This is a genomic window from Kiloniella majae (assembly GCF_002118315.1).
Lineage (GTDB): Bacteria > Pseudomonadota > Alphaproteobacteria > Kiloniellales > Kiloniellaceae > Kiloniella > Kiloniella majae.
Genome location: NZ_MTSZ01000001.1, coordinates 882699 through 909379 on the forward strand (window position 1 = coordinate 882699; position 26681 = coordinate 909379).

General features: G+C 46.3%; 17 protein-coding genes. 8 read left to right on the forward strand and 9 right to left on the reverse strand.

What is annotated here, in order from left to right; all coding sequences use genetic code 11:
• The first annotated feature begins 71 nt into the window (after positions 1 to 71).
• The 4 genes from BKB51_RS04240 (at position 72) to BKB51_RS04255 (ending at position 7687) form a co-directional block, all read left to right on the forward strand.
• Entirely contained in the window at positions 72 to 1469 is a 1398-nt protein-coding gene (locus BKB51_RS04240; protein WP_218043946.1) for an MATE family efflux transporter, read from the forward strand.
• Positions 1470 to 1643: 174 nt separating this feature from the next.
• Complete coding sequence (locus tag BKB51_RS04245) at positions 1644 to 3185, forward strand: PAS domain-containing sensor histidine kinase (protein WP_085899831.1); 1542 nt, start codon at positions 1644 to 1646, stop codon at positions 3183 to 3185.
• 431 nt (positions 3186 to 3616) lie between these two features.
• The gene (locus tag BKB51_RS04250) at positions 3617 to 6115 is read left to right on the forward strand and encodes a cation:proton antiporter (RefSeq protein WP_158090145.1); all 2499 of its coding nucleotides are present in this window, start codon (positions 3617 to 3619) and stop codon (positions 6113 to 6115) included.
• Between the two features lie 81 nt (positions 6116 to 6196).
• On the forward strand, positions 6197 to 7687 hold the full coding sequence (locus BKB51_RS04255) for an MATE family efflux transporter (protein WP_085899833.1): 1491 nt from the start codon (positions 6197 to 6199) through the stop codon (positions 7685 to 7687).
• 225 nt (positions 7688 to 7912) lie between these two features.
• Here the strand turns inward: BKB51_RS04255 and BKB51_RS04260 are convergent, their stop codons facing one another.
• From BKB51_RS04260 to BKB51_RS04275, 4 genes are all read right to left on the reverse strand, one after another.
• Positions 7913 to 8452 carry a type II toxin-antitoxin system VapC family toxin gene (locus BKB51_RS04260; RefSeq protein WP_085899834.1) on the reverse strand — a complete coding sequence of 180 codons (540 nt, stop codon included), beginning with the start codon at positions 8450 to 8452 and terminating at the stop codon, positions 7913 to 7915.
• A 2-nt stretch (positions 8453 to 8454) separates the two neighbouring features.
• Positions 8455 to 9186: a hypothetical protein gene (locus BKB51_RS04265; protein ID WP_125911781.1), complete on the reverse strand. Its 732-nt coding sequence runs from the start codon at positions 9184 to 9186 to the stop codon at positions 8455 to 8457.
• Positions 9187 to 9403: 217 nt separating this feature from the next.
• Positions 9404 to 10873, reverse strand: a complete 1470-nt coding sequence (locus tag BKB51_RS04270) for a DNA/RNA helicase domain-containing protein (RefSeq protein ID WP_085899836.1) — start codon at positions 10871 to 10873, stop codon at positions 9404 to 9406.
• A gap of 333 nt (positions 10874 to 11206) precedes the next feature.
• Entirely contained in the window at positions 11207 to 12073 is an 867-nt protein-coding gene (locus BKB51_RS04275) for a LysR family transcriptional regulator (RefSeq protein ID WP_085899837.1), read from the reverse strand.
• Positions 12074 to 12238: 165 nt separating this feature from the next.
• Here BKB51_RS04275 and BKB51_RS04280 point away from each other — a divergent pair, with 165 nt between their 5' ends.
• A complete protein-coding gene (locus tag BKB51_RS04280) occupies positions 12239 to 12547 on the forward strand; it encodes a hypothetical protein (RefSeq protein WP_085899838.1) in 309 nt (102 codons plus the stop codon).
• Positions 12548 to 12828: 281 nt separating this feature from the next.
• Here BKB51_RS04280 and prfB read toward each other — a convergent pair.
• From prfB to BKB51_RS04295, 3 genes are all read right to left on the reverse strand, one after another.
• A protein-coding gene (prfB, locus tag BKB51_RS04285; RefSeq protein ID WP_125911783.1) for a peptide chain release factor 2 occupies positions 12829 to 13966 on the reverse strand; the annotation gives its coding sequence in 2 pieces (ribosomal slippage) (positions 12829 to 13896 and positions 13898 to 13966; 1137 coding nt in all).
• Between the two features lie 70 nt (positions 13967 to 14036).
• Entirely contained in the window at positions 14037 to 16475 is a 2439-nt protein-coding gene (locus tag BKB51_RS04290; protein WP_085899839.1) for a penicillin-binding protein 1A, read from the reverse strand.
• A gap of 177 nt (positions 16476 to 16652) precedes the next feature.
• A complete protein-coding gene (locus tag BKB51_RS04295; RefSeq protein ID WP_085899840.1) occupies positions 16653 to 17897 on the reverse strand; it encodes an N-acetylmuramoyl-L-alanine amidase in 1245 nt (414 codons plus the stop codon).
• Positions 17898 to 18452: 555 nt separating this feature from the next.
• Between BKB51_RS04295 and BKB51_RS04300 the strand changes: the two genes are divergently transcribed.
• Positions 18453 to 21356, forward strand: coding sequence for an Rne/Rng family ribonuclease (locus BKB51_RS04300; RefSeq protein WP_085899841.1), 2904 nt, complete (start codon positions 18453 to 18455; stop codon positions 21354 to 21356).
• A gap of 77 nt (positions 21357 to 21433) precedes the next feature.
• On the opposite strand, the gene BKB51_RS04305 is transcribed toward BKB51_RS04300, so the two are convergent.
• The gene (locus tag BKB51_RS04305; RefSeq protein WP_085899842.1) at positions 21434 to 22576 is read right to left on the reverse strand and encodes a pyridoxal phosphate-dependent aminotransferase; all 1143 of its coding nucleotides are present in this window, start codon (positions 22574 to 22576) and stop codon (positions 21434 to 21436) included.
• A gap of 9 nt (positions 22577 to 22585) precedes the next feature.
• Positions 22586 to 24193 (reverse strand): gamma-glutamyltransferase, encoded by a 1608-nt coding sequence (locus BKB51_RS04310; protein WP_085899843.1) that lies wholly within the window; start codon positions 24191 to 24193, stop codon positions 22586 to 22588.
• 60 nt (positions 24194 to 24253) lie between these two features.
• Between BKB51_RS04310 and BKB51_RS04315 the strand changes: the two genes are divergently transcribed.
• Positions 24254 to 25618, forward strand: coding sequence for a M48 family metalloprotease (locus BKB51_RS04315; RefSeq protein WP_085899844.1), 1365 nt, complete (start codon positions 24254 to 24256; stop codon positions 25616 to 25618).
• Between the two features lie 137 nt (positions 25619 to 25755).
• Positions 25756 to 26580 (forward strand): DsbA family protein, encoded by an 825-nt coding sequence (locus BKB51_RS04320; RefSeq protein ID WP_085899845.1) that lies wholly within the window; start codon positions 25756 to 25758, stop codon positions 26578 to 26580.
• Positions 26581 to 26681 lie beyond the last annotated feature (101 nt).

A 26681-nucleotide genomic window follows, 5' to 3' on the forward strand; every position in this document is an offset into this window, starting at 1 on the left:
CGCATTCCGATATCTCCTTCTCGCGCAAATCAGAATTTTTGACTTTTTATTAGAACTCAAAGGATCTCCTTGTGAGCAATACTTCCCAGCACCAAAAAAATTTCTTCCTCTTCGGATCGCTCCCGCTTTTATTCGTTAAAACAGCCACACCGATTATTCTGGTCATGCTGGTAAATGGTCTTTTCACACTTGTTGATGCCTATTTTCTTGGTGAATTTGTCGGTGCTGATGCCTTGACCGCTGTAACAATGATGTTCCCTGTCTTCATGCTCATTGTTGCGCTATCAACCTGGGTATCCGGAGGCTTTTCTTCGGTACTGGCCCGACTGCTTGGAGCCAGAGAATTCGGCAAAGCCAGCACAGCCTTCACCAGCGCCTTTGTCCTTTCCGGTGTCGTCTGCTTACTTCTGATCGCTATTTTCAGCTTTGGCGGCAATCAGATGATCAACTGGGTCACCAAGGAGTCCGAGACACTAAGCGCAATGGGATACACCTATATCTCTATCCTTGTTTATGGCTCTCCCCTCATTTTCTCCCTGACCATCAGTGTTGACGCGCTTAGATGCGAAGGTAAGCTCGGCTACATGACCTTTATCTCGGTTCTTTCGACCTTGTTAAATGTCGTGTTTAACTATCTGCTTATTGTCCAGTTAGACATGGGCGTCGCAGGCTCTGCCTACGGTACCCTGCTTGCGCAAACACTTTCATTAATCGCCGTCATTATTTATCGCTACAACACATCCTCGGCCATTTCCCTTATCTCATCGTCAGTAGAGAGAATTACATCCTTTTGGCGCGATTTTCTGGCTCTGGGGGCACCGCAAAGTCTTTCCTATCTCGGAATTTCTTTATCTTCCGGGGCAGTCTTTTATTCGCTTCAGAAATGGGGTGGTAGCAACTACGAGGCCACCGTTACAGCCTATGGCATAACAACGCGCATACTGACCTTTAGCTTCCTGCCGTTACTTGGACTGAACCTGGGCTTTCAGACCATTGCCGGTAACAACCAGGGCGCGCAAATTTTCCCGCGCGTTAACAACAGCCTGAAGATAGCGGCTCTCGCTGCTTTTATTTATTGTCTATCCCTACAGCTGATTTTTCACTTTATGGCTGATACCTTGGGATCAATCTTTGTTGACGACCCGAAAATCATCTCGGAAACAGCACGTATACTTCCTCTGATCACCTTTCTTTATTTCGCATTTGGCCCCAGTTTGATTTTATCCGGGTTCTTCCAAGCAATTGGAGATGCAAAAAGATCTGCCCTGATCAGTTTGACAAGAACTTACGTCTTCTCCATCCCCTTAACATTTATCCTACCTTTGTATTTTGGTGAGGTCGGGATCTGGTATGTCGGACCTCTAACCGAGCTTTTGATGATTGTCCTTACCCTGTTCATCCTGTCTCACAACGCAAACAGAACAGGGTACAAGCTGGGGTTATTCAAAACAGACCCGACAACCCCATGAGTTGAATTTTAGATTTAATCACTATTTAATCACACAGGGGGAACGCAATTATTTGCGTTCCCCCTGTCAGTTCTGTTAGTTTTTGTTTTCTTATTAAACCACAAGCTCGTTATTCCAAGTTTATGAAAAACAGAGCTTTGGTCTATAAAGTTTGTTTCTATAAGAGGACGAGAATTGCCTGCGCCGGAATCCTTATTAACAGACTTCGATCTCGATTCAGCTGAACTTCTAGAAGCTATTTTTGCCGCGTCTGGTACCTACTTTGTGATTACCGATCCAGCAACAGGACTGATCCATGCCATAAGCGACGCCTGGCTCAAGATTCTGCTATATAAAAGAGAAGAAGTTGTCGGCCATACGTCGCTGGAACTCAACATCTGGTTAAGCCCTGAAAAACGGGCTGATATGATCCAACGGATAAAGACCGACAAAGTGGTTAACCGTTTCCACACCTGCCTCCGAGGCAAAGATGGGTCTCTTCATGATTTTTCGATGACAATTCAATCAATTGTTCTCAAAAAGAAAAATTACCTTTTGTTTTGTGGGTATGACATCACAGAAGAGATAAAGGTTAAAAATTCAGCCGTATCTTCCCGAAAAATGCTGGTCGATGCCCTAGAGGCCATGAGTGAAGGATTTGTGCTCTACGATCCCGATGGACGATTGGTCATATGTAATAACAAGTTTAAACAGTTCTATGGCTATAGCGATGACGAAGCAAAACCGGGCGTTGTCGGCTATGAACTCGGCAAGCTCGATATCGAACGGGGAACAGTCCTTGTTCTCGACGGTGATAGCCAAAACTACATAAACCGACGTCAGGATCTGGCAAAAGGCCCACCAAAAGCAACCATTGTGCAGCTAAAAGATCGCCGATATCTTCTTCTCAGTGATCGCGTGACCGAAGACGGTTATACCGTCAGCATACAAAAAGACATCACCGATATAAAAGAAGCAGAGTTTGCCCTCATGCGGGCAAGAGACGAAGCTCATATTGCCAATAATACCAAGTCGGAATTTCTGGCGCATATGAGCCACGAACTGCGCACGCCGCTAAATTCCATCCTTGGTTTTACACAGGTTATGCGGGATGAATTGCTCGGGGATCTCGGGCACCCCAGATATCGGGAATACATCAACGACGTCCATCATTCTGGTGAACACCTTCTCAACCTAATCAACGATGTGTTGGATATATCCAAAGTCGAAGCCGGAAAGTTTGAGTTGAATGAAGATGTTCTGGATCTGAAAGATACCATTTCGGCCTGTATGCAAATTATACGCGGGCGCCCGGATGCTGCCGCCCTGGATATAGAAGTAAAAACATCAAAAGAGCGGGTCTATTTTCAAGGCGATGAACGGATCATGCGCCAGATTATCCTGAACCTGCTTTCAAATGCTGTGAAGTTCACCCCGACAGACGGCAAAGTTCTTCTCGAACTCAAAAAGAACAGCGATAACAGCATTCGCCTGACAATTAGCGATACGGGATGTGGCATTGAAAAAGATGATATCCCCGTTGTCCTTGCCCCATTTGGTCAGGCCCGCATCAACGCCCGCACAGCACATGAGGGAACAGGACTGGGACTATCCCTCAGCAAGATGCTGACAGAACTTCATGACGGCACTCTGGATCTGAGAAGTAAAGTGAATAACGGCACAAAGGTGTCGTTGGATTTCCCGGCAACAAGATACGTTGATCCCGCATCAATCTAGCCACGACATTGTCTATACTTTTTAAGTCCTGACTTTAAATAGCCCGACATAAAAGCCGATCTTGAACAGTACAGCTTTGTTTTATCTTGGAGGCTATCTATTTGAGAATAATAAAATTTCCAAATTGCGTATACGTTAAGGGATACTTAACTTATTGTGCACTATGTTCTTGATTGAACGTGAATGTTCTTTTGATACCCTATAAACTTAACAAGGCCCGTTGAACCTCCGAAACGGGCCTTTTTTTTATGCCAAAGCGTAAAAATTACAGCGTTTCTTTCTCATTATCACCGTGCCAAAAACACGATCAGTTTAAAAAGAAAACACTCCCTATTTTTCAAACATTCAAGAAAAAACCTAGGGTAAATGGCAAAGCGGCATATATAGTCCTCGTAGCAATAATTTTTGCACCAATTTTATGGATACCTGCGTTGCCAGTTTCAGATATTGTTCTCACCATTGCCGCGTTATTGATTGTCATTGCCTGCACCCAACCACTCGCCCGAAGGACAGGTCTCCCCTTCACTGTGGTATTGGGTTTTGTCGGCGTCATCATCGCGTCCGGTGCAAGCTGGCTTCTCCATACCCGGCTGACAGATCAGTTTAACGAAGCGGCGGCACTTGTCGTAAACATTCCCGTTTCATCTGCAACCTTTTTGGATGTCCTGCTGCCGATACTGCTCTTTCAAGGTGCCATAACCATTGACGTCAGGCGACTGGCTAAAGACACCGTCCCCGTTATATTTCTGGCCGTCCTGGGCGTTTTTGTTGCGATTGCATTAATTGGTGGTGCCGTATCATTGGTATCCACTGCCCCCCTTGTTGTTTGCCTTCTGTTTGGGGCCATTGTTGCCACCACCGATCCCAGTGCTGTCATTAGCCTGTTTAGGGATCTGGGCGCACCCGAACGCCTGACTCGCTTGGTCGAAGGCGAAAGCCTGCTCAATGATGCTACGGCCATTGCCGCCTTTGGCGCTTTTCTAACCCTTATTATCTCTGGTGGTGGTTACGAGCCCGGGCTTATCCTCCAACAATTGGGGTCAGCCTTTCTTGGCGGTATCATTACGGGGATTATCTGTGGACGCTTGGCAATTTCACTGATTTCATGGTTAGGTTCTTTCCGTTCCGCCCAGTTGACCATCACTGTTGCCTTCCCCTTTGTCATCTACATTCTCGCCAAAAACTATATTCAAATCTCTGGCGTTGTTGCTGTGGTGACAAGCGGTTTGGTCTTCAGTGCCATGGCACGGCCACGCTTTGAACCCGAAACCTTTAAGTTCTTTCAGGAAACGCTGGAACAACTCGCCTGGTGGGCAGGCGGCCTGGTCTTTATTCTCGCAGCCCTGGTTGTACCGGACTTGCTGTCTGACTTCGCCTTGTCGGACATTCTGATTATTCTAACCGCTGTCATTGCCGCTTTACTGGCAAGGGCCGTTATTCTGTTCGGCATTTTCCCCGTATTAACCGCCTTAAAGATTACCCAACGCGTTGATACCCCAACAAAGATTGTTATTGTCTGGGGCGGGTTACGCGGCGCTGTCACACTGGCACTTGCCCTGGCCGTCACAGAAAATCCGCTGATCGATAATGAAACCCAACGCTTTATTGCAATTCAGGCAACCGGCTTTGCGCTCTTTACTCTTTTGATACAGGGAACAACGCTGACCTCTTTGATGCAGTGGCTCAAACTGGATCAACTCTCGCCCATTGAACGCGCCTTTCGAACTCAGGTTCTCACGCAATCTCTCTCTAGTGTTAAGTCCGGATTGAGCAACTTCTCCAATCGTTTTCAGCTCGATCCCAAACTGACCGACTTAACGGCCAAACAGTACATCAATCGCTTGTCCCGCATTGCCGAAGACAAATCCTATGAAGAAGAGATCAATGACAAGGATCGGTTGATCATTGGTCTGGTCGCCCTGACAAATCAGGAAAAATCGCTTCTACTGGACCAAAGATTAAGCGGCATTCTGCGCCATGATTTGGTTGATAGGTATTTGCTCGTTATCGAAGATATGATCGACGCGGCCCGGCAAAGTGGTCGTGAGGGGTACATTTCAGCAGCAAAAAAACCCTACCGTCACAGCACACGATTCAAAGTCTTGAGTTGGGCTCACACCCATCTGGGATTTAACCGTCCCATTGCCTCGCATCTGGGCAAGCACTTTCACTTTTTGCTCATAAACCGCATTCTCGTGTTGGAACTAAAGGTCTTCCTCGATAACAAGCTCCATAGCTTACTGGGGCCGCGCCCTGTTGAAGTGCTCCAGGAAATCCTCAACCAGCGACTGGATAGCATAGAACGTCACTTGGCGGCGTTACGTCTTCAATACCCCAAGTTCGCCAGAACCCTTGATCGGCGAATTCTGGAACGTTTTGCCTATCGGGATGAGATAGAGCAGATTAAAAACCTGCGCGAAGCCGGTATTATCAGCACCGATTTGTCCCGCAGCCTGACAAATGAAGCCAACTCATTCCACGCCACCCGCAGATCAAAGATCCATGTGGATATCAAGGCGAAAACAGCCGAGCTTTTAACTGCTTTTCCTGTGTTCAAAGATCTGGAGATCGCTGAACTGGCCCAAATGACACAAGAACTGCAAACCCGTGTTCTTGCCGATGGCGCATATGTTTTCAGAAAGGGTGATAGCGCCGACGGCCTTTATTTCATTGAAAGCGGTGCCGTGGAAATTCGCATTGGCGATGAAGTTCATCGTCTGGGACATGGTGACTTCTTTGGTGAAATGGCCCTATTGGACGAAGCCCATAGAAGCGCATCAGTTAAATCCATCAGCTATTCGCATCTGTTGTTGCTTGAAAAAGATACCTTTCGCAAACTGGCTCGCACCCATCCGAACTGGCGCAGTGCCCTTGCCGAGATTGCCGCCAAACGAAAAACCATGAACAGAGAAAACAAAGAAGCATCCTGAAGCTATTGAATGCCTCTTTGCAGAGGAAGTTATCCATAGGAAAGTTGCCCTAGACAAAGTCCCCCATAGGAAAGTCATCCCGTGCCCCAAAACGACAAAACAAGAAAACCCAAAGCAGCAAAGGTCCGGGAAAGAGATCTTGTTCGCGGCAGTATTCCAGAGCATTTCAAAGCCCTGGCAATACCCGCTGGCATAGGGATGCTGTTTAATACACTCTACAATGTCGTTGATACCTTTTTTGCGGGCATGATCTCAACGGATGCACAGGCAGGACTTTCGGTTTCCTTTACTGTGTTTTTCATACTCATAGCCTTTGGTATCGGGCTGGGGCAGGGCATTTCCGCCCTTGTTGGCTCCGCCATTGGTGCCGGAAACCAAAAAGGAAACCAGCCCAAGGACCAAAACGAAAGCCAGCCCGAGAATAGTAAGAACCCGGATCATAGCTTTCTACCAAAAGATATATCTGCACAGGGCCTCAGCTTTGCCACTCTATTTTCTGGCATTCTCTGTGTGGCTGGCTATTACGCCATTCCTCATTTGCTGGATTTACTGGGGGTTTATAACGGCTATAGAACGTTAGCCCATAATTACCTGATGCTCATTCTCTTTGCCGCACCGGCATTTATGATCGCCTTTGCCGCCAACGGTATCCTAAGCGCCCAAGGGGACACGGTTACAAACCGTAATGCTTTGATTGGCGGTTTTGTCGCCAATTGTCTCTTGAACCCGCTGTTCATTTTTGGTGCTTTTGGCATTCCGGGGCTTGGCTTTGATGGCCTTGCCATATCGACCGTTATTATCGAATGGTTCGTTGCCCTCTATCTGCTGTCCCACGCCCTGAAATCACGGGCAATGGCACAGACAAAGCTGTCCTGCTTCACTCCCCATCTGAAAATCATAAAAGACATCGTCGCACAAGGGGCACCTGCAAGCCTGAACTTTCTCACCATCACCGTGGGCGTTTTTATGATCCAGTATTTCCTGCAACCCTTCGGCGCAACCGCCGTCGCCGCCTATGGCATTGCCCTGCGTATTGAGCAACTTATTCTCTTACCCGGTCTGGGTCTGACAATTGTTCTCTTGCCGATCATTGCGCAAAACCACGGGGCCAAAGAACTTGACAGAGTGCGCTATGCTTTTTGGTGGTGTGTGCTGACAGGCATCGGCATGATGCTGATCGGTGCGCTTCTTCTCCTGCTTGGTGGTAAGTTCTTGCTGGGCCTTTTCACTCAGGACCCAGATGTCATTTCCACCGGATTTGACTATCTGCTCTTGGCGGCCCCCATGCTGCCCGCCTACCTCACCCTCTTTGCCATGATGTCCTTTTTCCAAGGCATCAAACGCCCGATCTGGACCGTATGGATCGGAATTTACAGACAGATATTCGCCTCCGCAGGTTTCGCCGCCCTCTTCATCTATGTTTTAAACTGGGGCGCATGGGGCGTCTGGACTGCCGTCTTCACCGCCGTCTGGAGCGGCCTCCTTCTTTCCACAATTACCCTGATAATCGTTGCAAGAAAAAACATTCAAGGATTGGGTGGTCCGAGAATATTGAAGACGTGTAAGACTTAGATAAATCTAGAGTTTGATTTAGCTGCTTTGTGCCAGAAGCAGACATTAAATTATTTAACATTACTAACAAAAATTGCGAGCTTTTAACTGATATATGATGGCCTCAAGTCCTAGCCTGGATGATCTCCGAACATTTGATACTCAGGAATCTTCTTACTTACATCAATAGCATTTTAGCGAATACTTTAGATGGACCAGTAATAAGATAAAAAACCCTTAGGGACTTTAAAAATCTTCCGAAATATCGCTCATATCGATCTGAGGAGGCTTCTCGGGAAGCGGTAGCTCTTGTATTCCGACTACATTAATTCCAAATTTCTCCGCCAACTTTGATAATTCTTTGTCGCAGGTAAATATGCAATCGGCTTGTCGTGATAGGCCTATAGCAAGTATCTGCCGGTCAAATTTAATTTTCTGATAGGGGTATTCTTTGCTCGTGAGGCCTGAGCGCTTGCCAAACTTCTTTTGCATCTCCGCGCACTCTATTGCAGCCCTTAGATCGAAAGGTTCAATTCGAATTGTTTTCTGCTTTTGGATTTTTTCCAAAAATGAAAGGGTATCATCCCCTTGTTTAATAAGAATTTCCGATAAAACGGGAGTTGGTACAACTGCCTGTGTCCCGTTCTTGTTGAATTTTTCAAAAAGAAATTCAACCCGCTTTCCTGCCGCAAACTCTTCCTTAGGTACGCCTTCTGGAAGCGGTATGTCTGCGTCAGGTACAAGCAAAAGAATTAAAATGTTAGCGTCTAAAACTACTCTGCGCAAAGTTAACCCCTAATGTCTTTTAGTTGTTTTATTGGATCTTCTTCAGCAGACCACCCTAAGTCATAAGAGCGTAATTCTCTTGCAAGATCGCCTAGCGGCTTGTCTTCCAAAACACTAAAACTGGTAGCTTTAAGGCTAGCAAGTGTCCAGTTACCGTCAGGTTCTCTAAACCACTTGCCTTCACCAGATAATCTTATGGTGGCGTCAAACATAAATTCTCTTAATTCTAAAGCAAGCCCCTCATTGACCTCAATATTGGAAATAGACTCACCTTGATCTTCAAGAATGACATGTTTGGACTTGTCTTTCCCTCTCAAGCTAACAATAACTCCTTGTAATTCGCTGGGCTGCTTTATAGGGCCTATTCTTTGAGGTATCGGAGCTTTCACACCGGGAAATTCAATGATTTCAGCAGAAACTAGAGTATCTGTAGGAGAGAAGGTTGCACTTGTATTATCCTCACGCAACAGCTTGTTAAGGGCTTCGGAGGCATTTTTAACATCTATTGGTGTATCTGTTTTGTTTAGTGTTTTATATCGATCGCGAACTCGTATTTCTGCAATTTCATCAACCTGAATTTCGATAGCCACACTCCCTTCGTGGACATTGTCAAAATGTACACTATTAGGCTCGCCCAAAATTTTAGATATTTGGACAAGATACTCTCCAAGCCTTTCCATGGGGAAGGTGGCGGGTTTATGGTTCTTTATTCTAAAGGTATACGTGTTACGCATCTGAATTTACCGAGAATATATTGCTTAAGTTTGTTGTATATCTTTGTTATATTGAGTTTAAGTTATATTAATAATAAAGAAGTTAAACAAATCACAAAGCCTTTTTATCACTTTTATCCTGCCTCGAGTTAATTGCGATTATAAATCAGGCTATGGTTTATCTGAAATGTGCCATAGGTGCGTAGTGAATTGATTTGTTAATTGCTTATTGGTTGGCTCACTTTAAGACAGATAAGCACCTACTCAATACCTGCAGATTACCAATTATAATAAGTTTTAACTTCTTTCTAGTACGAGTAACATTCTGAAACAGCATTTTTACTGTGTCATAATATGTTCTTGAGTTGTATATAAGTCGCCCACTAGAGGCATAAGAAAAATACTCATCAATAACAACTGCAACATTATCGAATTCCTGGCCGATCACTCTATGAGAATTCTGGCTAGAAACCTGAGCATATGATTCGTGATGTTCGGTGTTATATCGAGATGGAGTTAGTCTAAGAACTTCCCATCCTTCACTTGCTATTAGAGTAAGATAATTTTTAACATTTGAAGAATCAGTGAAATAGTCGAAATCAATATTTGCACAATTTGAAACTGAAATATTATTTCTTTTATTGTTAAAGAGAACCTTTATGAAATTAGCAATTTCTTTGTTTGTTCTTATTTTTTCTGACAGCTTATATTTGGTTGTACTTCCAGTGGCATCGATTTTACCCTCCACATCCACACGCGATTCAGATGAATGTAATGTTTGTTGTTTATCATAGGAGAATACACAGTGGGTATTGGTTGAAGCCGCATCCCCAATTAGCTTATCAAGTTGATTGGCATAAATTCTTTGAGTTTCGTCAACGACAACTAAGTCAATAGTTGTGAAATCATAATCCTTAAAATCCCGTATAGATACTATATTCCAGCCAAGCTGCTTCAATCTCAAGTGGCCTTCATTGAGTTGCCCGCAATGGACTATTACAGTTCTTAATGAGCTTCTGACGGATTTGACTATATCGTATGTTAGCAATGTTTTTCCGGTGCCAGGCCCTCCAGTTAGTGATATGAAAGCTGATGTTCCAGTGCTCACGTCAGCTATAATTCTCCCTTTAATATTTTCTTGATTTCCCGTTAAAAAATATTGGTCATTAACAAATTTAGATGTGGAGTTAAAAGGGGAAACTAAATAGTCAGAAGGATTGAAAAGAGAATCTGGACTTTCTAATTTAACTAAATTTTGGCTCGTTAAAAGTTGCACTAAAGAATTTAGGTGAACAACATCCAAGCCTCCAGAATAATTTAATTGATATAATGTTTTCGTTTTAGTGACGAAGCAAAAATTGTGAATAACCTTATTAATATGGCTAAGATAGTACTGATTTCTAATTAGCTGTTTCTTTATTTTTTCTTCAGTACTTTCACTCTTAATTTCTACATTAATTATGTAATTATCGCCAAAGCGAAGAAGATCAAACTCTTTACTTATATGTTGTATTTTATAGCCAACATAAAAGTCGTTGAAAATATTTACAAACGACAATAAGGTGAGCATTTCGTTTATAAGTACTTTTAGGTCATCTATTTCGTGGTTATTAATACCAACACCATAGTAATCAGTAAATGAACTGAATTCGCTTAAACCCAAAGAATCATGCGCTTGAGCTAGCGATAATAAATTTATGCTTTTCATTGAATAAACTCTAAACCAAATTTTGTAATAAGAACTCACTAACCGCATTAACACGGAGCGGGTTAGCTTTTCCAGCAACTGACAGCTTTATAGATAGCTTTCCGGAAATAGACGGACGCCACTTATTCTCAAATGTCCGCTTAGGGTTGAAAGCGGAAGCTCCAATAACAAATCAAACATTATATAAAATAGCCAAATGCACAACCTTAAGTGTTATTGATACATCCTTTCAAACAATAATCTTCTTGTAACTAAACAGGTTGATTCAGCTATAGTGATTCCCAAAATTGGCTCAATCCAGCTTAAAACTATTATGCGAGCTGCTCGTTCCTCCTACCCCCTAAAAGCGCCTCGAATATATATCGCCAACTCTTCCGCTAAAACTTTGTTCGGGCCGTCTGCTAGGTACATGTTTATGCTACATCGGGGGAGAGTTGGTAACTCGCCGCGGTGGTCGATTTCTTCGATGCCGGGGTCGCTGAAGGTTGGTAGTTCGGGGCGCACGGCAAAGTCTGCGGCGACGGCGACCGAGGTGGAATCTTCGCTGTCTGTATCTACCGCGTCCAGCCAGGGAATGTTCGCCTGTTCCAAGGCATCAATCATGGATCGCCGAAAGGCACAGCCGCGCACCATTGCAACAGGTAGAGGACGTGCCATCCACGCGTGACCATTTACGGCCCCCGTCCATAACAGAGGCTGCACGACTAACAACTCACCATTGTCGGGCAATTTATGGTCTTTGTCATATACCTCAGTCGTCAGGATCAGATCTTGTTGGCCATGCTCGATTTCACTGGCCAGATCAATTGATCCCGCAGTTTTCAGCTTGACCTGTACCCGGGGGAAATCACGGTTGAACTGCTTGAGAACATTTGGAATATGAGGCCTGATCACATCGCCCGGCACACCAAGACAGATACTGCCCTCGTACTTGGGGGCTGTTAATCTTCCCCAGATTTCATCGTTCAGGTCCAGCATTGACCGTGCATAGCCAAGCAACTGGTCTCCCTCTGCCGTTGGTCGGATGCCCCGTCCACTATTACGGTCCAGCAAGGGCAGACCAACACTTTCTTCCAGCCGCTTGATTTGCATGCTGATTGTTGACTGGGTCATGTGAAGTTTGTTTGCCGCAGCGGTCATACCACCGGTTTCACTGACCGTGATAAAACTGCGTAATGTTCCAAGGTCAAAATTTCTCAATCTACTGCCTTTCCCGTGCTCGTCTGATATCAGAAAATCACATTATCAATTTTTGTGATGATATTCATCAACACTATTCACTTTCATAATACTAAATTCGTGACAATATATCAATAACATTGATTACAAACACCAAGACCATCACATTTTGTAATGGAGGATAAAATGCTAAAACAAACCGGTCATAGCTTGAGCACATGTCATACTGTGGGCACCAACGGCGCTTGCGGGACTTCTTTTTCTCAGGATCACACGATCTTCACATCCGCTCCAAAGGAAGCGACAACCTTATTAAATCGTCTGCTTGCCCGAACTCGTAACTGGTTTGCAACGGCTTTTGAAGTTCGGAAAGAGCGACGCGTTTTGGCAGACCTGACATCCGAGCAACGAGAAGATGTCGGCTTGAGTAAAGAACAGGTTCGTCAGGAAAGTAAGCGTGCTTATTGGGACCTACCAACGGATCGTGTGGAATAAACGCCTGACCATCAACGCACGATAAAAAAATTAGATCGCAATGCTTTCTTTGCGCTTAATGTCAGAGAGAGCAGAGTGATCTAATAGGAACAAGCGTTAAGTTTAACGGCAATACCTTGCCTTACCTTGCTTCACCTTGTTTCTGGGCTAAACAAACCTGCTGTTTGATTATGCTAGAACAAACCCCGATAGGATTAGTCCTATCGGGGTTTTATTAATCGTTATGTACAGGATCAAAGTATCAACTTTCATCCCTGTATTTTAATCATCAAAGAATTTGATTACAGAAGCTCTTCGTGATCCTCGTCTTCGGTCGTGCCGCCTTTGAGTTTGGACGCCAGTGATGCTTCGAGGAACATATCAATATCGCCGTTTAGCACAGCGCCAGAATTACTGGTTTCCGCCCCGGTTCGAAGGTCTTTCACCATCTGATACGGTTGCAGAACATAAGATCTGATCTGTCGTCCCCAACCAATTTCGGTTTTGGAATCCGCTTCGGCCTGTGCAACTTCTTCACGCTTTTGCATTTCATGTTCGAACAACCGGGATTTCAACATGTTCATCGCGGTCGCGCGGTTCTTGTGCTGAGAACGGTCATTCTGACACTGCACCACGATACCCGTTGGTTCGTGGACGATACGGATCGCTGAATCAGTGGTGTTCACGTGCTGCCCACCCGCACCGGAAGCACGAAAGGTATCAACGCGAATATCCTTGTCCAGAATTTCGATATCAAAGCTGTCATCAATAACAGGATAAACCCACGCAGAGCTAAAGGACGTATGGCGACGGGCCTGTGAATCATAAGGTGAAATACGCACAAGACGGTGCACACCAGCTTCGGTTTTTAGCCAGCCATAGGCGTTGTGCCCTTTGATCATAACTGTGGCGGACTTCAAGCCAGCTTCTTCACCGCTGCTTTCTTCCAACCATTCAACCTTATAGCCATGCTGTTCAGACCAGCGCGTGTACATGCGCAACAGCATTTCAGCCCAGTCCTGCGCCTCGGTACCGCCAGCACCCGCATTGACCTGTAAATAACAGTCATTGGCATCGGCTTCACCAGACAACAGGCTTTCCAGCTGCTTTTTATCTGCCAGTTCTTTCAGGGCAAAAATCTGGCTTTCGCCCTCATCAACTGAATCCTGATCGCCCTCGTCTTCACCCATCTCAATCAACAAGCTGGCTTCTTCCACCTCGCTTTCGATCTTGCGAACAGCCGCAATCGACTGCTCCAGATGCGTCCGCTCTTTCATCAGCGCTTGGGCAAGCTGTTGATCATTCCAGAGCTCAGGGTCTTCGGCACGAACGTTAAGTTCGTCTAATCGTCTAAGTGCGGCATCCCAGTCAAAGATGCCTCCTCAGCAGGATCAGCGACTGTTCAATATCGCTAATCGCCGCTTCGATCTCGGCGCGCATATTTATACGGCCTCCTCGTCAGCTAGATTTAAAATAAGTAATTCGGTTTCTTCTACCTGTTTCGGATGGGTTAATACAACCCCTCGGTTGTCAATCCATCGGTTACAGATAAAAGCGGATTGTCATTCTCTTCCCCGGCACCGGAAAAATTCGGTGATGGAACATTTTCCGGCTTGAAGGCCTCCACAATGACATTGCTGTCATTCACCCCAGCCAAACGGCCAGTTTCAGCATTGATTCTGACCAGCCTGATACCAGCAGGAACCCGGAAAGGTGTTGCTGGTGCACCCTTAAGGGCTTCTTCCATAAAGGACTTGAAGATCGGGGCAGCAGCACTTGCGCCCTGTTCTTTGGCTCCCAGTGTTTTGGGATTATCAAAGCCAACATAGGCGCCAACAGCCAGGTCCGGAGAGAAGCCAAGGAACCATGCATCAAAGCTTTTATTGGTTGTCCCCGTTTTCCCGCCAAGTGGCTTGCCGATAGATTTAATCCTGCGTCCAGTACCCCGCTGCACGACACCTTCGAGCATCGATACCATCTGATAGGCTGACGCGGGGTCAACAATCTGTTCGCGGGTATCTGGCAAGGTCGGTACGGACTGATTATTCCATTCACTATCACTCACACACGGTAAGCAGTTACGAGAATCATGCCTGAACACAGTTCGTCCACGCCGATCCTGAATACGGTCAATAAGCGACGGTTCAATGCGCTTGCCGCCATTTACCAGCATGGCATAGGCCGTTGTCATCTGTAGTAAGGATGTCTCCCCCGCCCCCAGCGACATCGACAACACGGGCTTCATGTTGTTATCAATACCAAAGCGTTTTACATACTCGACGACTTTATCCATACCCACATTCTGGGCAAGACGAACCGTCATCAGATTTCGGGACTTTTCCAAGCCAACCCGCATACGTGTCGGTCCATAGAATTTCTTCGTATAGTTTCCCGGTTTCCACTTACCAAGGCCCGCCCCTTGATCCAAGGCAAAGGGCGCATCCTGAATAAGTGTTGCAGGCGTATAGCCATTATCAAGACCGCTCAAATAAATGAAGGGTTTGATCGCGGAACCCGGCTGTCTAATCGCCTGTGTCGCACGGTTGAATGAACTGCGAGAGAAAGAGAACCCGCCGGACATGGCCAATACGCGGCCCGTATGGGGATCAATCGCAATAAGTCCGCCATTTACATCGGGTATCTGCCGCAAAGCAAAGGTATTTTCGGGGTAATCATTTCCCTTTGGCGTCTTTGTGACACCTTCGACAAGGACAACATCCCCCAGTGACAAAACATGACCCGGTGTACTTGGAACACCGCCAAAGCGCTGATTTTTGAGCCACTTACGCGCCCATTTCATTTCGCTCATCGGGATAGTGCCGCGTGTCCCGTCCGCGAGGCCGATAGAGACCGATTTCTTGCCCACTTCTAAAACAGCCGCCAGCTTCCATGGATCAGCCCCTTTGGGTGTGGGAATAGCCTCCAGCTGCTTTTTCCATCCGTCGGGTGAGTCCGGATCATAGGTGGTAACAGGACCACGCCATCCATGGCGACGATCATATGCGATCAAGCCATCGCGCAAGCTTTTCTGCGCAATTTTCTGTAACCGCGGCTGCAAGGTCGTACGAACAGACAATCCGCCTTCGTAAAGCCCGTCTTCCCCATAAAGGTCAATCAGCTCACGGCGCACTTCTTCTGAGAAATACGGGGCATCAACGACTTCGGTCTGGTCTCTCTTGATGACTTCCAAAGGTGATTGCCAGGCAGTTTCAGCTTCTGCTTCGGTAATTTTCCCGTTTTCAAGCATACGCCCGATAACCCAGTTACGACGAGCCAGTGCCGAAGCATGACGCCGAACGGGATGATAGTTGGACGGTGCTTTTGGCAAGGCAGCCAGATAAGCCGCTTCGGCAATTGTTAACTCATCAAGCGACTTGTTAAAGTAGTTCAATGACGCCGCAGCAACACCGTAGGATCGATAGCCCAGAAAGATTTCATTGAGATACAGATCCAGAATACGTTCTTTTTCAAAGGCGTTTTCAATACGGAACGTCAAAATGGCTTCTTTGATCTTACGCTCGTATGACACCTCGTTGGTCAGCAAAAAGTTTTTTGCGACCTGCTGGGTAATCGTAGATGCCCCGATCAAGCGTTTGCCTGATCCAATGTTTTTTATATTGGTCATCATCGCACGGGCAAGCGAGAGATAATTCAATCCGCCGTGGGTATAGAAATCTTTGTCTTCAGCAGAAAGGAATGCATCTTTTACACGGGTAGGGATCGCCGTAATTGGCACATAGATACGCTTTTCCTTGGCGTATTCTTCCATCAAACGTCCGTCGCCCGCATGCACACGAGTTACAGTCGGCGGATCGTAATCCTTAAGGTCAGTATGTTCCGGCAGGCCTTTGCCATATTCATAGAAAGCATAGAGAACCACGCCCCCGCCAGCAATTGCCATCACAATTCCCAGACCAAACAAATAGCCCAATATCTTAAGAAACTTCACGCCTTAAATCCTAACCAGCATCAATGCTATAATCGACAAATCTGCCTCAAAACTATGACAATCATATGGCAAAGTCGACACTCCGCCTGCTTTGCTCAACACCCTCATCATGCGACAGGCAACAGGTTTGAGAAAAATTGTTTCCCGTTATTATACCAGAAAGTCGTAAGAAACCAGTTATTGCGCGTTATAACTTTCCAGCTTCCCGAAATATTGATCGATAGCACGGCTTATGGCTGTCACAAGTTTCTCTCTGTGTTTATCGCTTCTGAGCAACCGTTCTTCCTGGCGGTTCGACATATAGCCCAACTCGACCAAAACAGAGGGGATCACCGGCGATTTCAACACGGCAAACCCGGCCGAACGATGCGGACGCCCCAACAGTTTTGCCTCACGTTTCATTTCTGTAACCAGCACATTTGCAAACTGCTTGCCCTGATTATTAGTTTCGCGCTGCGCAAGGTCGATCAGAATTTTACTGACATCTGCTGACTGTTCGCTCAAATCAAACCCGATAATAATATCGGCCTTGTTCTCCTTTGCAGCCAGTGCTTCGGCCTCTTTATCCGATCCGTTTTCGGACAGGCTATAGACTGAAAAGCCCCGAACCCTGCTGGACGGATGTTTGTTGGCATGGAGAGAAATAAACAGATCACCATCGGCTTTTTGGGCGATACCAACCCTTTGTCGAAGCGCCAGTGAAGTATCAGAGTTACGCGTCATCACCACTTTATAGCGCCCGGAACGTTCCAATACGGCCTTTAAGCTCTTTGCATAGCTAAGTGCCAGTTTCTTTTCCTGTATACCGGATACGCCAATTGCCCCGGGATCCACACCGCCATGTCCGGGATCAACCACAATGACCTTCTTACTTTTTTTCTTTGCTGTCTTCGGCGCTATTAAAGCAGGGGCAATAGGTGTGACAGCAACCTGCGTCTTTTCTTTCAAAGGTTTCGCCGACGTAAGTTGACGTTTTTGTTCCCCTGATGACTTATACCTTGTCGCAGAGATCCTTTTGATATCAACAACCAGACGATGCTTGTGACCTTCTTTCGGTGGCAGCAAAAAAGCCGATGTAATTGAAACGGGATATCGTGCATCCAGAACCACACGGCTAATGTTTGGTTCAAACAGCCCGAAACGAAGCGCCTGAACGGCCCCTGTTGCCCTTGGAACCTTGTTCTTAGGCACCTTCCAATTCAGTTTAGGCAGGTCGATAACGATGCGATAAGGATCGGGAAGCGTGAAGATTCGATAGGCCGGTTCTTCGGATAATTCCATGACAAAACGGGTTTTATCCGGGTGCTTTCCGATTCGAATAGCATCCAGATCAGAACTCTGTGCGCTCACTGTTCCTAAAAGAGCAACCAAGGTCAGGAAAAGTCCAACCAATCTGGTACAGCTAAAAAACCTAACGTTCATGCGCTCTTTATCTCAAATATCACTGTTTAATACCAAGCTATTTTCGGTTTAATCTAAGTACGTTACTCAAAAAACATACTCATGAAACAACCCTATTATCACGTATTTTTAAAATGAATCCAAAAAAGTGAAATTACCTTCTAGCACAGAGGGAACGCTCCTGTTAGTCTACAGGCAGAAAATTCTACGCTGATAGTGGAGTAATAATCCAACTTACAGCGTGTACTGATGCCTCAGGAGGCTCTGTTAGCCAGAAACTACAGATTTCGGTCTTTATAAAAGACGCCCTGAGAAGCAAGTACAACAAGCCAAACTGATGGGGCAAGGTTTCACAAAAACAACTACCCCCTCAACACTTTTTAACTTAAATGAATCGTCTCTAATTTTAGAACGATTCCCAAGCGAGAGCGTTCCCGTTCAAAACTACGGTTACGCAGGATAAAGAAACGGTAATGAACGCTCTTGATCATATAAATTCATCGACACTGATGTTCCGTGCGCCGCCTTTGTTATGGCTTACCAAAGGCGCAGGCCGCACGCTGGAGTTACTCACGTATGGCAAAACGTATGCTAATCGATGCCACCCACCCGGAAGAAGTCCGGGTTGTGGTGCACAACGAAAACAAACTTGAAGATTTCGATTTTGAAACCCAATCCAAGAAACAACTAAAAGGAAATATCTACCTCGCTCGTGTAACCCGTGTTGAACCTTCTCTACAAGCCGCATTCGTAGAATACGGCGGGAACAGACATGGTTTCCTTCCTTTCAGCGAAATCCACCCGGACTACTATCGTGTTCCGGTTGCTGACCGCGATAGTATTATGGAAGAAGAAGCCGTTGTTGAACCTCAGGAAGAGGAAGAAAATAACGCGCCACAAGCAGAGGAAGATACTGTAGATGTTTCTTCAGATTCCCTCGAAAGCGTAGAGAAGCAGCAAGACGATACCATTGAAGAAATCGCCGGGGAAACCTCTGTCGATAGCATCAATGAAGACGAGTCAGACTTTGAAACCAAAACAAAGTCGCGCGTAAACCTCATGAAGCGCTACAAAATTCAAGAGGTGATCAAACGTCGTCAGGTTATTCTTGTTCAGGTGGCAAAGGAAGAGCGCGGCAACAAAGGTGCTGCCTTAACGACATATCTGTCTCTTGCCGGTCGCTATTCCGTTCTGATGCCCAACACCAACAAAGGTGGCGGGATTAGTCGCAAAATCAGCAACCCGAATGACCGTAAGCGCCTCAAAGATATTCTTTCCGAACTGAAAATTCCCGAAGGGATCGCCGTGATCGTTCGTACTGCTGGTAGCCAGCGTACGAAAATGGAGATCAAGCGCGATTACGAATACCTTATTCGCCTTTGGAATGAAATTCGTGAAAATACGCTAAAATCAGAAGCACCTAATCTGATTTATGAAGAAGCGAACCTTATCAAACGGGCAATGCGTGATCTCTATACCAGTGATATGGAAGAGATCCTGGTTGAAGGTGAACGCGGGTACAAAATGGCTAAAAGCTGTATGCGTTCCTTGATGCCAAGCCATGCCAAGAAGGTTAAGCACTACAAAGGCATGCAAGTTCCATTGTATCATCGTTTCCAGGTAGAAACACAGATCGATGCAATGCACAACCCGATTGTCCAGCTTAAATCTGGCGGATACCTGGTCATCAACCCAACAGAAGCGTTGGTGGCCGTGGATGTGAACTCTGGCCGTGCGACCAAAGAACGTCATATTGAAGAGACCGCCTTCAAAACCAATCAGGAAGCCGCCGATGAAGTTGCGCGTCAAGTACGCCTGCGCGATTTGGCCGGACTGCTGGTTATTGATTTCATCGATATGGATGATCCCAAACATAACCGGGAAGTTGAACGCCGTCTGAAAGACGCGATGCAAGCGGACAGAGCTCGCATCCAACTGGGACGGATCAGTCCCTTTGGACTACTGGAAATGTCTCGCCAGCGTTTACGTCCTAGTATTGTCGAAAACTCAACGCTGACCTGCCCGCACTGTGACGGCATTGGAACGGTAAGAACAACAGAGTCTGCCGCGCTTCACGCTCTACGTGCCTTGGAAGAAGACGGTATTCGTAAAGGAAGCGGCAAAATTGCCCTCTTCGTTCCAACCGAAGTTGCCCTTTACATCCTGAACCAGAAACGTTCACGTCTCATAGAAATCGAACAGCGCTACAATTTTGCTGTTGATATCAATGCTGATGACAGCATCGTCATTCCTAACTTCCGTCTGGATAGGCTTGTTGCAAATAACGATGGCCCTGTCGAAGAAATCATGCCGCTTGAATCTGTGAAATCCACACAGGTGAAATCAACGCGAAATCTTAATGAAGAACGATCTGAGCGGACTGACCGTAACGATAGACAGGATGGTGACCTCAAGCGTCGCCGTCGCCGTCGCCGTCGGAAAGATCGTTCAGAGTTTCCTGATGCGGATAACGAGGAAAATGTAACCTCATCCCTTGATGAAGAGCAATCCAACGATAATGATCAGGAAGCTTCTCGTTCTGAGGACGGGTTTGATGAGGATGGCCGTCCCCGCAAGCGTCGTCGTCGCGGCAAACGCGGTGGCAGAAGAAGAACCAGACGCCCAGAGGGTGAAGAAGAGCAGCTAGACGGATCAGAAACTCAAACCGCATCTGAAGCGGACAGTAACGAAGCGTCTGAACAGAAAGCAGAAGTGACATCAGAAGTGCCGCAAGAAGCTTCGACGTCCACTGATGACAAGACTACTGAGGAAGAGAAGCCGAAACGTCGCCGTGGCCCTCGCCGCAGAAAGTCAGCTTCACCGGAAACATCCGCAGACGAAACACCTGCTCAGGAGACTGCAACAGCAGAAACCTTAGCCTCTGTGGAACCAGCGGCATCTGCTGCAGCAGTCTCGGATACAGATAGCACCAGCGAAAGCACCTCTTCAACAGAAGCCCAAGCTGCTGATGAAGAAGAAAAGCCGAAGAAGCCTCGTCGTGCACCGCGTAAACGGGCAACAACGACACGGCGTCCACGTAAAAAGGCTGGGGATGAAACCCTAGAAACGGCTGCGACTTCAACAACAGGCGATGCCTCTGAAGATACAGTAGAACAAAAAGCCGCAGAAGCATCCACGCCTGAATCTGAAACGTCATCCGATAGTGCACCTGCTAAGGCCAAGCCAAGAACCCGTACTCGGGCGAAAGCTACAACCAAAACAGGCCGTCCAGTCGGAAGACCCAGAAAAACGGCTGCATCTGCTGCTGAAAAGGCTTCAAAATCTTCTACCGAAGTGAAGAATATTCCAATTGAAACACCTGTTACCAAGACAGAAAGCAAACCAGAACCAAAACCCGTTGCTGCTGTCGCTGAAAGTGCACCAGCTCGAACAGAAGCGCCGAAACTGGCACAGCCTTCCGGGGCACAGTCTTCTGGACCTAAGAAAAAAGGTTGGTGGAGCCGAATAACCGGTAACTAATCATCTTTAAGACACCAAAAAAGCCCCGGACGTCATCGCCCGGGGCTTTTCTGTTGGTTTAACCTAACGTTATGCGTCTACCGCCAATCCTTGAGTCGTTTGACCGCTTCAAGCATTGTCTGTTCTGATCCTGCAAACGAAAATCGCATAAAATGATTACCCTGGAAGGGATCAAAATCAACACCTGGTGTCGCAGCAATACCTGTTTCGTTTAGAAGACGTGAACAGAACGATTGGCTATCATTGGTACGCTGACTAATATCCGCGTAAATGTAAAATCCGCCATCCGCAGGGGCAAGATTATTAAAACCAGCCTTAGGTAACTCGTTCAGCAGAATCTCTCTGTTACGCGCATACTGCGCAACATAGCCCTCAAGAACATCATAACAGTTAAAAACCGCTGCTCCTGCAATCTGAGATAAGGTTGGCGGGGAAATAAACAAATTCTGAGCAAGGCATTCCTCTGCCCGCAACATGTCTTCGGGCAAGATCATCCACCCCAATCTCCACCCTGTCATAGAGAAATACTTAGAGAAAGAATTTATGACGAAAGCATCTTCGGTATATTTCAACGCCGTTGGAGCCTCTGCCCCATAGGTAATACCGTGGTAAATCTCATCTGAAATTAATCTGATTTCGTGCAGGGCACAGTAATCAATAATCCCCTTGAAGGCCTCTTCGCTTAACATTGTTCCCGCCGGATTAGACGGGCTGGCAATAATAACGCCATCAAGTTTACCTTGAGCTGCCAACAACTCTGCTGTTGGTTGGAAGCGTTCTTCTGGTCCAACCTCAATCAATACAGGCTCAATATCCAACGCAACTAAAATGTTTCTGTATGCCGGATATCCGGGTGCCGCCAATGCAACCCGATCACCCGGATTAAACGCGGCAAGAAAAGACAACAAAAAACCCGCCGATGATCCCGTCGTGACCATGACGCGTTTGGGATCAACCTCTTGCTGGTACATGTACTTGTAGTGATCTGCAATTCCCTGTCGCAACTCAGGAATACCCATGGCATCGGTATATCCGATCATTTCAGTATCGAGGGCAGATTTAACCGTCTCCAAGACATAATCAGGCGCAGGTGTTGCAGGTTGACCAAGAGAAAGGTGGAGAATGTTTTCCCCAGCAGCAGCTCGCTCATTAGCCGCACGAAGAACATCCATTACAATGAAGGGGGGAATATCCCCCCTGTTTGAAAGCTTCAAAGCCATGCTTCTGTCCTATCGTGCCAAACGGCTCAAACCATACCCGCGTTTATCCGCGGCAGAACTACAGGTTTCTGGGTTAAACTTTAAACTTTTAGCACAATGGCTGGAATTAACACGACCAAATTCCGGAGCTGGCCTTGCATCGTGGCCTTTGCTTTTAAGGCTTTCAATGATGTCACTTGGGCTGCTTTGCTCATAAAACACAATATCTGGCTTACCGCTGTGATGTAATCGGGCCGATGATTCAGCTTCCTTAAGTACAACTTCCCCTAACAAGGTATCCGCCATGACTTTCCCCAACGCAGAGGCACTGACAGCCCCACCCGCGGATGTCCCGGCATATCGGGAAAAAGTGGTTGGATCGTTCGCAACAACAACACTGACAACGGTGTCTAGACCATCAGCAGCAGAACGAGGTGGTGCGGGCAAAACAACACCCATGTCTTGAAGCATCCGACCAGAACCGAACAGGCCGTTCAACGTAAAGCTACAGGCAATAGCATTGTTATATTTATCAATAACAGAAAAACCAGCAGCATAGGGATTTCCTGAAGCAACTATTGGCTGGAACGGTAATGCTGATACTGGTGTCGACTTACCAGGATTATAGCTTTCAAATACATTTTCCAGCGCTTCTTCACTCAGCGTTGCCTCTACAGGGATTTGCCCTGAGACCACGCCTGCACGAACAACGTGCGCTCTTTTTAATGCTTCGACAAACATGTGTGTTCGCTCGCTTTGAGAAGCCTCGGCATAGGTATCACTTACGTGTAATTGTCCCAACAGGTTTGCTGTCACAAGCGCACTACCGGAATAGTCTCCCGAGAAATGTGCAAGATCGTCTTTGACCATTACGGTAAGAGGCTCTTCGAAAGTAGGTAGATAGTTTCTAATTTCATCACTGGTTAAGGGCTGACCTGCATTTGAAGAAGCCTCAGCATAGCGTCTGGTCAACGCCCCGGCATACAGATAGCCCGCCCCTTGCGCTCTCAATCCACCAAGAAGTCCTGACAATTCGGCCTGGACCAGTTTATCGCCTTCGCGAGGTAGCTTGCCGTCTTCGCGTGCAAACTTGTTCAGAAGTTCTGCATTTACCCCCAGTCGTTGATTAGCAAGGGCCAAATCATAGGCAAAGGAACGGCTAACCGGATTTCCAAAGCGTGCCAGATTCTCCCCATATGCAACAAGCTGCTGCCAACGAACAGAACCATATTTAGCATGCAGCGCAGCCATTACACGGGGCGCCTTTGGAATGACACCACCGGAAGCAGACGATTTCGGAAGAAAATTCAAGGCAACAGCTTTATTTTCTTCCTTGTCATAATAAGAACACGCTCCGCCCGCGGCGATACCAACACGCGATGGCATAGTAACAGCCATGGTAAAATACATTGCCACAGCTGTATCAGCAGCAGTTGCACCATTGCCCAACAGCTCACGTCCAACCTGTGCAGCCCTTGGCTCATCAGCTGATACAACGCCAGCAAAACCTTCGACGACTTGAAGATTCCCTTTTGCAGTTTCATCCGCAGTTTCACAAGCTGAGAGTAGCATTCCCCCCAAACATGCTGTTAAGATAGCGGAATGAAGTTTTGTTTTACCGAAAAAGGTGTCTTGCATTACTGACGCTTTGCCCCCAATTGACTATACGAAATCTTATAAACTTGTGAGAACTGCCCGTTGAATGAACGACCAGCCCGCCTGATTTTACGCATCATTGCTCTTATTGCCACCGTTACTTTTACCTTTCCAGTAAAAGCTCAGGGATTAAACTTAATTCGCGATGCAGAAACAGAACATGCTCTAAGAGTTTATTCCACCCCAATCTTTCAGGCAGCTGGCATCAGCCCCCAAAGTATAAATATTTTCATCGTAAATGACAAAAACCTCAATGCCTTTGTGACATCAGGCAACAGAATGTTTATCAACACAGGCCTCTTAATCAAAGCGAAAACGCCTTCTGAAGTAATTGGTGTTATTGCACACGAAACCGGACACCTTGCCGGCGGACATATAGCGTTCCGCGGAGACAATGTGGACAAAGCTTTAGTCACGACATTTGCTAGCTATTTGCTAGGAGTAGGTGCAGCATTGGCGACAGGCAAAGGTGAGGCCGCTGGCGTTATTATTGGTGCAGGACAATCATTAGCTCTGAGGAACTTCCTGAGCTACACTCGCCAACAAGAATCCGCCGCAGATCAGGCAGCAGTTAAATATTTACGAGCAACAGAGCAGTCGGCTGTTGGTCTTCGTAATTTTATGGGGGTTTTAAGAGGGCAAGAGGTGCTTCTTAGCCAAAATCAAGACCCTTATCTCCGTAGTCACCCATTATCGCAACAAAGATACAATTTCCTAGATAATGAAGTTCTAAAATCACCATATTCCGATAAAGCCGATTCGCCGGAAATCATACAGCTCCATAAACGTATTGTTGCCAAACTTGTAGGCTTTTTGGAATCTTCTACAAAAGTCCTCAGAAAGTATCCTCCAGAAGATATGACCCAAGAAGGCAGATACGCCCGCGCGATCTCTTATTACCGCTCAACAGATATAGATAATGCCCTTCGTGAACTGGATAGTCTTCTCGCTGATTATCCCGACGATCCTTATTTTCTAGAACTCAAAGGGCAGATATTTTTTGAATTTGCTCGAGGGAAAGAAGCTGCTCCATACTTAGAGAAAGCGGTCGCCTTAGCACCGAATGCAGCGCCAATCAAAGCACTGTATGTACGCGTTCTTGTCGAAGAAAATAATCCCGAAAAAGATTCCATCGCGCTAGAGCACATTCAAAGTACCTTAGCACAAGAACCAAACAATCCCGGAGTCTGGCGACAAGCTGCGATCGTCTATGGACGTCGAGGCGACAAGGGTATGACATCACTGGCTCTAGCAGAATCGGCCTATGGCAGGGGAAAATATGCCGAAGCCGTCATTCAATCAGAACGCGCGCGTGAACTCTTACCAAAGGGATCCCCTGCATGGTTACGTGCCTCAGACCTAAACGGTGCCGCGGATCGCAAAGAGAAAAAACGCAAAAATAACTAATTCCCCAAAAGATTTGTTCCAGGAATCAAAGAGCAGCTTCAAAGAACTTTACGCTTCACGGTAAAGTTCTTTGCATGTTCGAAAGGATTTCATCATTATCTCTTTAATTATTTGTCACTTAAGAAAAGTTTATACCAATGTTCCTTAGCAAACAGAATTATGCCTCCCAAAACTGGAAGACACTCCGCAAGTCATTTTTCGCAGGTACAATTGCTCTTTCAACAACAATCGCCTTGGGAACAGTAGGCCACACACAAGACAAGAAAGATAATCCTGCAACATTTCCTCTGAAAACAGCAGAACAGACAAAAGCTTTCGAAGAAGCAGTTAAAGAGTATCTTCTGAAAAATCCTGAAGTGATTATTGATTCTCTCACAAGATATCAGGAACTCCAAGCGCAGCGCGAAGAAGAGCAAAAGCAACTCGCCATTGTCAGCAACATTGATGAACTTCATAACTCACCAACATCCCCCTATTTAGGGAATCCTGACGGCGACGTCGTTCTTGTTGAATTCTTTGACTATCGCTGTCCCTATTGTCACAAAGCTGCCTCTGTCGTGAAACAGCTTGTTAAAGACGACCCCAACCTCAAAGTTGTCATGAAAGAGTTTCCTATCCTCAGCCCTGAATCCATGATTGCAGCCCGCGCAGCTTTGGCAGCAATGAAACAGGGCAAGTACAACGAATACCACTTCGCATTAATGGATAATGCTTCCGACCTTTCCCAAGACAGACTTTTTGATTTGGCAGAAGAGCTAGATCTCGACATTGATCAATTCAAAGAAGACATGAAATCGCCAGAAACTGGACAGGAAATTCTCAACACCCGCACACTGGCTCAAAAAATTGGCGCCAATGGCACCCCTGCCTTTATAGTAGGAACAACACGTGTGCCTCCGAACACAACTTACGAGCAATTCAAGACAGTCATCCAGAATATTCGAGCCGAAAAAGCCAGTTAAGTCAGACGCATTTCATTCTTGTATTCTTTACTGAGACATTAATTGTTTCCAACGAGCTACAGATGGAAAAAAGCAATTACTTTCGTCGCAATTGATTGCAC